Raw genomic sequence first — 11,953 nt, 5'->3', positions numbered from 1 at the left:
CGGCGGCGCCTCGCTTGCGAAGGCGCCGCCGGGCCGCGATCCGTTTACCGCTTGTCTTCCGCTCCAGCCTCCGACTCCGCGAACGGCAGCGTCTGCTGCCCGTTCGCGCGCATCCCGAACACGTTCAGCGTCATCGCCACCAGCGCGTAGTAGCCGAGCAAACCCACCAGATTGATGACCACCACCGCACCGAAGCGCGCTGCCGCTGCGTCATAGGTCGCGTCGGACACGCGCTGCGTCTCGTAAAGCTCGGTCGAAAAACGATGGATCAGCGCGTCGTCGGCATCGTCGAACACGGGCGTGTCGCCGCACAGGATCGCTTTGGCCACCGCCTCCGGCACGCCGGCCTGCAGCGCGATCGGCAGATGGATATACCACTCGGCCTGCGAGCGCCAGCGCGCGGCCGTGACGAGAATCGCCAGTTCGGACAGGCGCAGCGGCAAGCCGGTTTCGTAGCGGCAGAACGCACCGAGCCGCTGTGCGTGCTGCGCGAGTTCGGGGCTGTGGATCCAGCCGAGGAACGGGCCGTTCAGGTTGCCGCGCGGGCCGGCGAGGATTTCGTCGAGCACCGCGCGTTGCGCGTCGGTGGCCTGGGCGGTGTCGAACGGGGGAAGGCGGTCGGTCATGTCGGTTCCAGTGTCGAAAATCGGTAGGGGAGCGAGCGCGCTTATCGTAACGCGCCGCTCGACGCGAGCGCCGCATCGAGCGCATCGGCCAGCCGCTCGACGATCGTCTCGATCTGCGCGGCGGTGCTGATGAACGGCGGCGCGAGCAGCACGTGATCGCCTTGCCGCCCGTCGATCGTGCCGCCCATCGGATACACCATCAGCCCGCGCGCCATCGCCTCGCGCCTGAGCGCCGCGTGCAGCTTCAACGCGGGATCGAACGGCGCCTTGCTGTCGCGGTCGGCCACGAACTCGACGCCGACGAACAGGCCGCGCCCGCGTACGTCGCCCACCGCGGCATGATCGGCGAAGCGTTCGCGTAGTTGCGCGCGCAACTGTTCGCCGCGCGCCAGCACGTTGTCGAGCAGGTGCTCCTCGGCGATCACGCGCTGCACTTCGAGCGCGGCCGCGCAGGCGATGGCATGGCCGAGATACGTATGGCCGTGTTGAAAGAAGCCGGTGCCGCCGACGATCGCGTCGTAGATGCGATCGCACACGAGCGTCGCGCCGATCGGCTGATAGCCGGCGCCCAGCCCCTTGGCGATGGTCAGGATGTCGGGCGAGATGCCGTCTTCCTCGCAGGCGAACAGGTAGCCGGTGCGGCCCATGCCCGACATGATTTCGTCGAGGATCAGCAGCACGCCGTACTTGTCGCAGACGGCGCGGATCTTGCGGAAATACTCGCGCACCGGGGGCACCGCGCCGGCCGTGGCGCCCACCACCGTTTCCGCCACGAACGCGGCCACGTTCTCCGGGCCGAGTTCGAGGAACGTGGCCTCGAGTTCGTCGGCCAGGCGCTGCGCGAACGCATCGGCGCTTTCCTCGGCGCGCTGCTCGCGATACGCGTAGCAGGGGCTGACGTGATGCGCATCGATCAGCAGCGGCAGGAACGGCTCACGCCGCCACAGGTTGCCGCCGATCGCGAGCGCGCCCAGCGTGTTGCCGTGATAGCTCTGCCGGCGCGCGACGATATGGCGGCGCGCGGGCTGGCCGATCTCGACGAAATACTGGCGCGCGAGCTTCAGCGCGGCCTCGATCGCCTCCGAGCCGCCCGACACGAAATACACGTGGCCGAGCCCGGCCGGCGCGGCCGCGACGAGCCGGTCGGCCAGTTCCTCGGCCACTTCGGTCGTGAAGAACGACGTATGCGCGTAGGGCAGGCGATCGGCCTGGCGCTTGATCGCCTCGATCACGCGCGCGTTGCTGTGACCAAGGCACGAGACGGCCGCGCCGCCGCACGCGTCGATGTAGCGCTTGCCGTTCGCATCGATGATCTCGATGCCGTCGCCCGCCACCGCGACGGGCAGCGAGGCGCGCGGGGCGCGGTGAAATACGGTGGTCATGCTGGGCTCCTGGGGCTGGAATGCCGGTCGATATGCAATAGGGAAGAAAAGGGGGAGGCCATCGCCTCAGCCTGCATCGCGCGTCACGCGCAGCGCGAAACCGGTGGCGCCGCCACGGCGCACCGTGACATCGACACCGCTCGCGTCGATGTCGAATGCTGCCGTGGCGAGCGTGTTCTCGTCGTCGGGGTCGGCCGGGTCGTCGCGGAAGATCGGCAGGCCGGGGCCGCCGCGATCGGCAAGCAGGCCGGTCAGCGCGTCGATGGAAGGGGCCTGCGTGGCGTTCGACGTAGGCAACGCCGGCAGCAACACCGCGAGCCGCGCCTGCCGATCGCGCGACGATTCGGTGACGACTTGCGCATCGGCGTCCGCGTTCGGCCCGGCGTGCACGAGGTGATTGGCGTGGCCGTACACGCCCTCGACGGCCAGCACCGAGGTGCGCGCCGCGCTGGCCTCGACGCTGAACACGCGCACGTCGCCCGCACAGCCGAGCAGGTGGTGAAAGCCGCTCGCGCGCGGCATCTCGCGCAGGATCGCGAGCGCCGCATCGAGCGAACCGGCATCGAGCACCGCGCGCGCCAGCACCATGCGCGGCACGCCGGCCGCGGGCGCGGTGATGCGCACGTTGTTGATGGTCTGCACGAGGCCGGCGCGGTTCACGGCGAACGTATGGCCCGGCAGCGAACCGGGGTAGTAAAAGCTGATGAAGCCCGGCCCGCGTTGCGGCCGCACGTCCACCAGCCGGCAGCGGTCGAGCAGGAACGGATCGCCGTCCTCGTTATGCGCGATGCGGCGCGCGCCGGGCGTGCAGGCCGCGACCGTCGTGCAGCCGTCGCCGGTGCGGTTCAGCAGCTCGCCTCGGCAATTCCATGCGAACACCAGATCGGCGGGCAGGCCGAGGCCGGCCGCGATGCCCTCGATCTCGGCGACCGCCGCCGGAAACGCCGCCTCGGCCGCGCGCCGCAGCGCCGGCAGCAGCGGATCGCCAAGCCGTGCCGCGACGGCCTGCCAAGCGGCGCTCCGGGCGCGATATGCATCCATCTCGGGGCGCGCCAGTTCGCCGAGCTGCCGGCCGATCTCGTACGGCGTGCCGGCAACGACGACGGGGTGAAGTGCTTTCATTGATGACCTTGCGGATACAAAAACGGAAATCGGTTGTGCCGCTGCCGGGCGGGGTCGCATCGGCATTCGACAACATACGATTCACAAATTGTATATCTCAACAACAAATGTTGTCACGCAGGACGACATGACATCGCCGCTGTTGCGGCACGCATCGGAGAAGGGAAACGAGCGGCCTGGAAGCCGCTCAGGTGGCGACGCCGCGATCGCTGCCGGGCGGCGTCAGCAGGCGGTCGTCATGCAATCGCGCGCGGCAGGCATGGGCGAATTGCCGCGCCAGTTCCGGCTCGGCGAGGAAGCGTTGCGCCTGCGTGTCGGTAATGCCGTAGTGTTCTTCGTAGTCGACCAGACGGTTCGATACCGGGATCGACAGATAGCGGCGGCCCGACGGGGATTCCGTGCCGATCGCGTAGCGGCCGGCACGGGATACGAAGGTATCGACGAAGGGCATGGCGGCCGGCCCGGGCTTACAGTCCGCGCCAGGCGCCTTCGCGTTCGAAGGCGTGACGCGCCTGGATCAGCGCCGTCTTGGCCGCGCGCGCGTCGCCGGCCAGCTTCAGCAGCGCGCCGAGTTGCGACGGCTGCTTCGCGAGTTCACGCAGGATCGGCACGATCGCGGTGGTGCCGTCGTCGCGCAGGCCCGCGGTGGCCGCGGGTGGCAGCGTGCGCCACGCCGGATCGACGATCGCACGGCACACCGCGAACGGCACGCCGCGCGCCGCCGCGAACGCGCCGGCGATATGCGATTCCATGTCGACCGCCAGCGCGCCGTGACGGGCGTGCAGCAGGGCTTTCTGCTGCGCGTCGATCACGGGCGCGCCCACCGCCGCCATCCGCCCGCGCCGCAGCGTGAGCGCGACCGGCGTGCCGCGCAACGCGGCGGCGAGCCGCCGGTTCCAGGCGGCGTCGGTCACCACTTCGCCGAACGGGCCGTCGATCGCATCGGCAATCACCAGCGCGCCCGGTTGGAGATCGGGCGCGAGGCCGCCCGCCGTGCCGAAGCTGATGATGCCGGCGCAGCCGCGCGCCACGGCTTCGGACAGCGCGCGTTCGAGCCTGTCCGCGCGCGCCGCGAAGACGGTTTCCACGCCATCGCCGCGCGCAATTTTTGCCTCGAAGGCCATGCCGGTGACGGCGATGACCGGTGCCTGGGTCGTGAGCGTCGCCATCCGTTTACATGCCCACCGTGACGCGCGTCGTGCCGGCGCGCGTCAAGGCCCGGAAGCGCGCCACCGCCCACAGCGGGAAGAACTTGCGATAGCCGTGATAGCGCAGATAGAACACGCGCGGGAAGCCGGTGGCCGTGAAGCGCGCTTCGTCCCACAGGCCGTGCGCCTTCTGCTCGGCGATCAGCCAGGCGATGCCGCGCGCGACGGCCGGATGCGCCACGTCACCGGCCGCCATCAGGCCGAGCAGCGCCCAGGCCGTTTGCGACGCGGTGCTGGTGGCGGCTTCGTAGCCGCGATAGTCGAGCTTGTAGCTGTCGCCGTCCTCGCCCCAGCCGCCGTCGGCGTTCTGAATCGACAGCAGCCATTGCGCGCCGCGCTGCACGCGCGGGTCGTCGTGCGCGAGGCCGGCCGCATTCAGCGCGCCGAGCGCGCTCCAGGTGCCGTAGATGTAGTTCATGCCCCAGCGGCCGTACCAACTGCCGTCCGGCTCCTGCTCGGCGAGCAGGTAGTCGAGCGCGCGCTGCGCGGGCTGGCTGTTCGCCGTGGTTTCGCCGAGCTGGGCCAGCATCGACAGGCAACGGCCCGACACGTCGACGGTCGGCGGATCGAGCAGCGCGCCGTGATCGGAGAACGGGATGTTGTTCAGGTAGTGATGGGTGTTCTCGGGCTCGAACGCGCCCCAGCCGCCGTCGCTGCTCTGCATGCCGACCACCCATTCGCGAGCGCGCGCGATGGCGTCGCGATCCACGTCGGATTGCGTGAGGCCGGCCGCGCGGTCCATCGCCAGCGCCACCACGGCGGTGTCGTCCACGTCGGGGTAATGCGGGTTCGCGTACTGGAACGCCCAGCCGCCCGGACGCACGTTCGGACGGCGCGAGATCCAGTCGCCGCGCACGTCGAGGATCTGCAGCGGGCGCAGCCATGCGAGGCCGCGCAGCACCGCCTGCTCGGCGCGCGGCTCGCCGGTTTCGAGCAACGCGTGCGCCGCGAGCGAGGTGTCCCAGACGGGCGACAGGCAGGGCTGGCAATACGCTTCGCCGTCCTCGTCGTCGTCGATCACCAGCAGCTTCTCGAGCGAACGGCGCGCCGTGGCGCGGTTCGGATGATCCTCGGGGTAGCCGAGCGCGGCGTACATCATCACCGAGTTCGCCATCGCCGGATAGATCGCGCCGAGGCCATCCTCGCCGTTCAGGCGCTCGTCGACGAACTGCACGGCCTGACGGATCGCGCGTTCGCGCGAGTAGCGCGGGAACAGGCCGTCGACCAGGCGCAGCAGGCCGTCCACGCCACGGAAGAATGTGAACCAGCCGGGGCTTTGGTGGCCCTGGCGCGGCAGCAGGCCGGCGTTGACGGGCGGATTGACGAACAGCTCGTCGACGCGCACGCCGAGCGGGTTCTTCGCCAGCGGGCGCTTGGCGCTCAGCACGAGCAGCGGCACGGTGACCGTGCGCGCCCAGTACGACACCTTCGACAGATGGAACGGGAACCACTGCGGCAGCAGCATGATCTCGACCGGCATCATCGGCACCGCGTACCACGGCACCACGCCGAACAGCGCGAGCTGGATGCGCGTGAAGACGTTCGACATCTCCGCGCCGCCCATCGCGTGGATCGCGTTGCGCGCGCGGACCATGTGCTCGGCATCGACATCGTCGCCGATCAGCTTCAGCGCGAAGTAGGCCTTCACGCTGGCGCTGACGTCGGGGCGGCCTTCGGCGAACAGCGGCCAGCCGCCGTCGGGCAACTGGATGCGGCGCAGGTAACGGCCGATCTTGCGTTCGAGCGCGGGATTCGGCGTCTCGCCGAGGTAATGCACGAGCAGCACGTATTCGGCCGGGATCGTCGCGTCCGCTTCGAGCTCGTAGACCCAGTGGCCGTCGGGCCGCTGGTCGGCCAGCAGCGTGTCGATGGCGCGGGTGATCGCGGTGTCGAGTTCGGCGGGGGTGGGGGCGGTGACGGCGGGTGGCGCCTCGGCGGCCGGGGTGGGCGCGGCGGGGGCGGCCGCGGCGGTTGCCGCAGCCACATCGGCGGCCGGGGCGGGCGTCACCGGCACGACTGCGGCAGACGGCGTGGCCGGCGCGACGGAAGCCGCAGCCACATCGGCGGGCGCAGCGGGCGTCACCGGCACGGCTTCAACAGACGGCGTGGCCGGCACGGCCCGCGCAACGGCGGTCGCTGCCACATCGCCAGGCGCGGCAGGCGCGACCGGCGCGGCGGTTGCCCCCGCAGCCGTTTCAACTGCCGGATTCGCGTGCAGATCCCCGGTGGCGGGCAGTGCGGCGCGGGTCGGTTGCGCGTCGTCCGGTGTGGTCGAGTCGGTGAGATCGTTCATCGGTCCCTCTTTATCATGCGGTGCGTGCGGTACGGCTCGGCGGCACGCGCCGTCGATCGACGCGGGCAGGGCGGCGGTGCCGTCGCCCGCGAACAGCGAATCCGGCCCGCGCAAGCGCAGGGCCGGGCGTTTCAGGTTCAGCCGAAACCCCGGATGTGTGCGCAACGCAGAAGCAGCGCAATATTCCGGCGAAGCGGGTACTCACATTGAGACATGCCGCCGAAGCGTCGAACCGACGACCCTGCGATGCGGCGGACAAGCCGCCGATCGCCCGGTGGCGGCATGCCATCGGATCAGAAAAGCGCGTAGCGCAGCAGGATCAACAGCATCCGCAGACGCGGCTTGCGCACCGGTGCGCGTGGCGCGGCAAAGCCCCGCGCGAGCGCGGCCTCGAGGATGCAGCGATAGGCGCCCGACATGATGCGCGGCGCGCGAACCTGCACGCGAGGCGTGCCGTCCATGACCCGGTCGGCATGCGCGAAATGCGCGGCGGCGCGCTCGGCCAGCGTCGCGCACACGCGCGGCAGCGCCGGATGCGCGGCGATCGTCTTCGGATCGGTGACGGGAATGCCTTCGCGTTCGAGCAGCTCGCGCGGCAGGTAGCAGCGGTCGATGTCGGCGTCTTCGTCGATGTCGCGCAGGATGTTGGTCAACTGCAGCGCGCGGCCGAGATGGTGCGCCAGCTCGATGCCCGGTGCTTCCTGCATCCCGAAAATTCTCACCGACAGGCGGCCGGCCGAACTCGCGACGCGATCGCAATACAGATCGAGCGTGGCTTCGTCGGGCGCGCAGATATCTTCGGCGGCATCCATCGCCATGCCGTCGATCATGTCGTGAAAATCCTCGCGCTTCAGGCCGAACTTGCCGATTTCGCGCGTCAGCGGCACCAGCGAGGCGCGCGGCGTGCCGGCGAAGCAGGCGTCGATATCGGCGCGCCAGCGGTCGAGGTCGGCCGCGCGGACGTCGCGCGGGCCGCCCTCATCGGCGATGTCGTCGACAGCGCGGCAGAACGCATAGACCTGGAACATCGCCTCGCGCTGCGCCGCCGGCAGGATTCGCATCGCGCGATAGAAGGAGCTGCCCGATGAAACGGCAGCGGCGTCGGTTTGGGTTTCGTCCACGGCTAGATTGCTGACGGCCAAGACAGGCTCCGCTAAAACGCCCTCGCGGGCGATGGAAGTAGCCACGCCCGATGGGGATGGAGTTGCGTGCTAGATGCGCGAACGATGCGCGCAGACAGGCTTGATTGACCGGCGGATGGCCGGAAATGGCGGGAAGTATAGCAATGTTTGACACCCGCTGCCGCTTGTCGGGCGCGGGCTCGGCCGCTTACGCGAACACCATGTCGCGTTGCAGATCGAGGGCGATCAAGCCCATCGCGCGCGCCAGTTGCAGCACCTGCCGGCGATCGAGGCGCGAACCGATGAAGCTCGTGACCTGGCCGTCGAGATCGGCGGTGAACTGGAAGGTCGCGCCGCCTTCGCCGAACCAGGCGCCGGGCACGGCATCCGACTCGCGCCAGGCCAGGCCGTTGATCACCAGCCCGATTCCATCGCGAATCGCATCGACCGCCGCGATCGACGGCGCAATGTCACCGAGATCGTCGAGCGAATACGGACCGGGCGTTTCGGGGCGGCGATAAAAGAAGTAGTCGGTATTCATGACGCGGCTTCATGAAGGGGGACTCCGAAAATTAGCGCGAGATGCGGTAGGAATGGAATAGGCACGTTGTCATTCTGTGGTGTGATGGAAACAGCTTCACGAAAATGAAAGCCGTTTGTCATGTTGATGCCCGAAATTCGCCGATTTTCGAGATAGAGCGCGGTATCGCCCGCCGTCTCGCGGCGGGTTTGATTGATGTTAGTGGGCATTCACATCGAAGCCGGATTTGCTGGCGGGAACCGGCAATCGCGCCGACAATCGCGTCTCGATCCCACGTAGCGGCCGCCCCATCCAACGAGAGGAGACACCCCTTTGAACGGTTCCGATCCGCACCGCGCACCTCGTGACGAAGCCCGTCTGCCATTCGTGCTGGTGCACGGCGCCTGGCATGGCGCATGGGCCTATGAACGGGTCGCCGCGGCGCTCGCGGCGCACGGCCATGCGAGCCTCGCGCGCGACCTGCCCGCTCATGGAGTGAGTGCCGGCTATCCGGACTCATTCGGCGGGACGGACCTCGACGCGTTCGCGCAGGAGCCCTCGCCGGTCGCGGCCGTCACGCTCGACGCCTACGCCGACCACGTTCTCGATACCATCGACCGCGCCTGCGCGCTCGGCCACGAACGCGTCGTGCTGGTGGGTCACAGCATGGGCGGGCTGGCGATCACGGCGGCGGCCGAGCGGGCGCCCGAGCGCATCGCGGCCATCGTTTACCTGAGTGCCTTCATGCCGGCCTCGGGTGTGGACGGCCTCGATTACGTCCGCGCGCCCGAAAACCGTGGCGAGATGCTGGCCTCGCTGATGTGCGCCAGCCCGCGCGCGGTCGGCGCGTTGCGCATCGATCCGGCCAGCCGCGACCCGGCTTACCAGGCCCGCCTCAAGGAAGCGCTGTTTGCCGATGTCGACGACGCCACGTGCCGCGCAGCGGTGCGCCTGCTGTCGTGCGACGTGCCGGCCGCGCCGTTCGCCACCCCGATCGTCACCACGCCGGCGCGCTGGGGCGCGATCGCGCGGCACTACATCGCCTGCTCGCAAGACCGCGTGATCCTGCCGGCGCTCCAGCAGCGCTTCATCGCTGAAGCCGACGCGTTCACGCCCGCCCGACCGACCCGCGTTCACCGGTTCGACAGCAGCCACTCGCCGTTCCTGTCGCAACCGCAGGCGCTGGCCGACCGGCTGGCGGCCATTGCGCGCGAAGCGGCCGCCTGACGCCTGACACGCGCACGCCGCGCGCATCGCACGGGAATGCCCGGAATCGCCGGGGGCCGCCCGCGAGTCGTTTATGATGGCGATCATTCGATACAGGCCATCCCACGCTGCGGTTCCCATCATCATGACGCCCGACCGGCACGACGCCACACGCTCATCATCCGCCGCCGATTGGCAGGACGAGGAGGCGTCGTTTTCGAGCGGCGCGCCCGAGCAGGATTTCGCGGTACGCCGCATCACGCTGATCATCCTGCTCGCCGCGGCGATCGTGCTGCCGTGCGTCTACGTCGCCGTGATGGCGTACAACGACCTGCGCGCGCGCGAGGCCACCGCGCGCGACGTGACGATGCGCACGGTGCGGGTCGCCGAGGAACACGCGCTGAAGGTGTTCGACCTGACCGAAACGCTCGACGCGCGCATCGTCGATCTCGTGCAGGACCTCGACGACCCGGCCATCCGCAACGCCGAAGCCGACATCCACGACACGCTCAACACGATCGGCGGCGGCTACCCGCAGGTGGCGGCCGTGTCGATTTTCGGCGCGAGCGGCATGCTGCTCGCCAACAGCCTCTATTACCCGGCGCCGCACGCGTCGATCGCGAACCGCGACGATTTCATCGGCGTTCGCGACGGCAAGGTCATCGAGCACATCTCGCGGCCGATGCACGGGCCGCTGCGCTCGACCACGCCGAGCCTCGTCTTCAACACCGGCGTGCCGCGCCTTCACAGCGACGGCAGCTTTGCCGGCATGGTGTCGATCGCGCTGAAATCCTCGTACTTCAACGCGTTCTACCGCGACCTGCTCGGCGGCGACAAATCGCCGATGTCGATGGCGCTCACGCGCAGCGACGGCTCGGTGCTCGCCTCGTATCCGCCGCCGCCCGACACCGGCGACGAAAAGCTCGACGAGCACGACGCACCGTTCGTCAACGCCGACGCCCGCAATCCGCGCTCGGGCATCATCCACGTCGAGCACGAGAACGGCTCGAACGAGATCGTCGCGTATCGGCAGGTGGGCTCCTATCCCGTCTACGTGACCTGCGCGTATCGCACCTCGGCGATCTGGGGCGCGTGGTACGAGCACCTGAGCGTGCTGTTCATCTCGATGTTCGCGCCGTCGCTGGCGTTGTGGTGCGTGATCTGGCTGTCGCTGAAGCGGCTGCGCGTCGAGGAAGCAGCGTGGGATCGTTGGCAGGCCGAAGCATCGATGCGGCGCTCGATCGAATCCGCCTACCGCCAGTCGCGCAAGATGGAAGCGCTCGGCAACCTGGTGGGCAGCGTCGCGCACGATTTCAACAATCTGTTGATGATCATCTCGAGCAACATCCAGATCGTCCGGTTGCGCGGCACGGCCCTGATCGATACGGAATTGACCGCCATCGAGCGCGCGTTGAAGAACGGCCAGTCGCTGACGCGGCAGTTGCTCGGCGTCGCACGCAAGCAGCCGCTGCGCAGCGAGACGATCGACGTGCCGCAATGGCTCGGCTCGTCGTGCCGCGAACTGCTGAAAACCTCGCTCGGTTCGAAATCGGCGCTGATCATCGAGATGCCGCCCGGGATCTGGCCGATTCGCGTCGACATCGCCGAACTCGAACTCGCGGTGATCAACCTGTCGGTCAACGCGCGCGACGCGATGCCGAGCGGCGGACGCTTCACGATCGACGCGCAGAACATCACGTTTCGCCGCGAGGATCGCTTTCCGCTGACTGGCGATTTCGTGCGGATCTCGCTGTCGGACACCGGCAACGGCATGGCGTCCGAGGTGCTCGCGCATGCATTCGAGCCGTTGTTCACGACCAAGCCGAAGGGCATGGGCACCGGGCTCGGGCTGCCGCAGGTGTTCGCGTTCTGCGAGCGTTCGGGCGGCATCGCGACGATCGACAGCGAGGTGGGGAAGGGCACGACCGTGCGGCTGTATCTGCCGCGTGCCGGCGAAAGCAAAAGCGACGGCGTATTGGCAGCCGCGCCGTTGGTGCTCGAAGCCGCTGCGCCCGACGCCGAAGCGCCGAACGAAGGCCTGCGAATTCTGCTCGTCGAGGACAACGGCGATGTGGCGGCCGGCACCGAAGCGCTGTTGAGCCTGCTCGGCCACCGCATCACCTACGCGGCCAACGCCGACGATGCGCTCGTGCTGATCGACGCACCCGCCGATCCCGACGACGACGCGCGCCCGTTCGAACTCGTGATCTCCGACATTCACATGCCGGGCAAGCTCAACGGCATCGATCTCGCCGAGGCGATCGAGAGCCGCCCGGGCGCGCTGCCCGTGATCCTCGTGACCGGCTATGCGGAAGAATTGGACCGCACACGGCGCGTCAGCGCGCGTGTGCTGTCCAAGCCGTTCGATATCGGTTTGCTCGATGAATTGCTGCGCGAGATCCGGCAGGCGCGCGATGCGCGGAAGGCTGCGGCCAGGGCCCGAGTGGGGGCGTAGTTCGTGGCGTTCGTTGCGCA

At 68.9% G+C, this 11,953-nt stretch carries 11 protein-coding genes; 2 read left to right on the top strand and 9 right to left on the bottom strand.

Annotated elements, in window-relative coordinates; all coding sequences use genetic code 11:
* Nucleotides 1-44: 44 nt before the first annotated feature.
* The 9 genes from ACYP33_RS00230 to ACYP33_RS00190 form a co-directional block, all read right to left on the bottom strand.
* Nucleotides 45-626 carry a carboxymuconolactone decarboxylase family protein gene (locus ACYP33_RS00230; protein WP_459618882.1) on the bottom strand — a complete coding sequence of 194 codons (582 nt, stop codon included), beginning with the start codon at nt 624-626 and terminating at the stop codon, nt 45-47.
* A 41-nt stretch (nt 627-667) separates the two neighbouring features.
* On the bottom strand, nt 668-2,008 hold the full coding sequence (locus tag ACYP33_RS00225; RefSeq protein WP_459618880.1) for an aspartate aminotransferase family protein: 1,341 nt from the start codon (nt 2,006-2,008) through the stop codon (nt 668-670).
* Between the two features lie 66 nt (nt 2,009-2,074).
* Nucleotides 2,075-3,130, bottom strand: a complete 1,056-nt coding sequence (locus tag ACYP33_RS00220; protein ID WP_459618879.1) for a C45 family autoproteolytic acyltransferase/hydolase — start codon at nt 3,128-3,130, stop codon at nt 2,075-2,077.
* 187 nt (nt 3,131-3,317) lie between these two features.
* The gene (locus ACYP33_RS00215) at nt 3,318-3,581 is read right to left on the bottom strand and encodes a hypothetical protein (RefSeq protein ID WP_459618878.1); all 264 of its coding nucleotides are present in this window, start codon (nt 3,579-3,581) and stop codon (nt 3,318-3,320) included.
* A 16-nt stretch (nt 3,582-3,597) separates the two neighbouring features.
* Complete coding sequence (locus ACYP33_RS00210) at nt 3,598-4,299, bottom strand: phosphorylase (protein WP_414440571.1); 702 nt, start codon at nt 4,297-4,299, stop codon at nt 3,598-3,600.
* Nucleotides 4,300-4,303: 4 nt separating this feature from the next.
* Nucleotides 4,304-6,631 (bottom strand): squalene--hopene cyclase, encoded by a 2,328-nt coding sequence (shc, locus tag ACYP33_RS00205; protein ID WP_459618875.1) that lies wholly within the window; start codon nt 6,629-6,631, stop codon nt 4,304-4,306.
* Nucleotides 6,632-6,924: 293 nt separating this feature from the next.
* Entirely contained in the window at nt 6,925-7,773 is an 849-nt protein-coding gene (hpnD, locus tag ACYP33_RS00200) for a presqualene diphosphate synthase HpnD (RefSeq protein ID WP_414440573.1), read from the bottom strand.
* Between the two features lie 187 nt (nt 7,774-7,960).
* The gene (locus ACYP33_RS00195) at nt 7,961-8,293 is read right to left on the bottom strand and encodes a hypothetical protein (RefSeq protein WP_414440574.1); all 333 of its coding nucleotides are present in this window, start codon (nt 8,291-8,293) and stop codon (nt 7,961-7,963) included.
* Nucleotides 8,290-8,502 (bottom strand): hypothetical protein, encoded by a 213-nt coding sequence (locus ACYP33_RS00190; RefSeq protein WP_459618873.1) that lies wholly within the window; start codon nt 8,500-8,502, stop codon nt 8,290-8,292. The genes ACYP33_RS00195 and ACYP33_RS00190 overlap by 4 nt, the downstream gene beginning before the upstream one ends.
* 103 nt (nt 8,503-8,605) lie before the next feature.
* Between ACYP33_RS00190 and ACYP33_RS00185 the strand changes: the two genes are divergently transcribed.
* Together ACYP33_RS00185 and ACYP33_RS00180 are read left to right on the top strand one after the other, a co-directional pair.
* Nucleotides 8,606-9,499, top strand: coding sequence for an alpha/beta fold hydrolase (locus ACYP33_RS00185; protein ID WP_459618872.1), 894 nt, complete (start codon nt 8,606-8,608; stop codon nt 9,497-9,499).
* Nucleotides 9,500-9,623: 124 nt separating this feature from the next.
* Nucleotides 9,624-11,933 carry a hybrid sensor histidine kinase/response regulator gene (locus ACYP33_RS00180; RefSeq protein WP_459618871.1) on the top strand — a complete coding sequence of 770 codons (2,310 nt, stop codon included), beginning with the start codon at nt 9,624-9,626 and terminating at the stop codon, nt 11,931-11,933.
* The last annotated feature ends 20 nt before the right edge of the window (nt 11,934-11,953 follow it).

Source organism: Burkholderia sp. 3C (assembly GCF_054589155.1).
This window is presented reverse-complemented; position numbering and strand designations above follow the sequence as displayed.

Coding starts and splice junctions, on each gene's coding strand:
- shc (WP_459618875.1), bottom strand. CDS start 6,631: ATGAACGATCTCACCGACTCGACCACACCGGACGACGCGCAACCGACC.
- ACYP33_RS00195 (WP_414440574.1), bottom strand. CDS start 8,293: ATGAATACCGACTACTTCTTTTATCGCCGCCCCGAAACGCCCGGTCCG.
- ACYP33_RS00225 (WP_459618880.1), bottom strand. CDS start 2,008: ATGACCACCGTATTTCACCGCGCCCCGCGCGCCTCGCTGCCCGTCGCG.
- ACYP33_RS00190 (WP_459618873.1), bottom strand. CDS start 8,502: ATGCCCACTAACATCAATCAAACCCGCCGCGAGACGGCGGGCGATACC.
- ACYP33_RS00180 (WP_459618871.1), top strand. CDS start 9,624: ATGACGCCCGACCGGCACGACGCCACACGCTCATCATCCGCCGCCGAT.
- ACYP33_RS00230 (WP_459618882.1), bottom strand. CDS start 626: ATGACCGACCGCCTTCCCCCGTTCGACACCGCCCAGGCCACCGACGCG.
- ACYP33_RS00220 (WP_459618879.1), bottom strand. CDS start 3,130: ATGAAAGCACTTCACCCCGTCGTCGTTGCCGGCACGCCGTACGAGATC.
- ACYP33_RS00215 (WP_459618878.1), bottom strand. CDS start 3,581: ATGCCCTTCGTCGATACCTTCGTATCCCGTGCCGGCCGCTACGCGATC.
- ACYP33_RS00210 (WP_414440571.1), bottom strand. CDS start 4,299: ATGGCGACGCTCACGACCCAGGCACCGGTCATCGCCGTCACCGGCATG.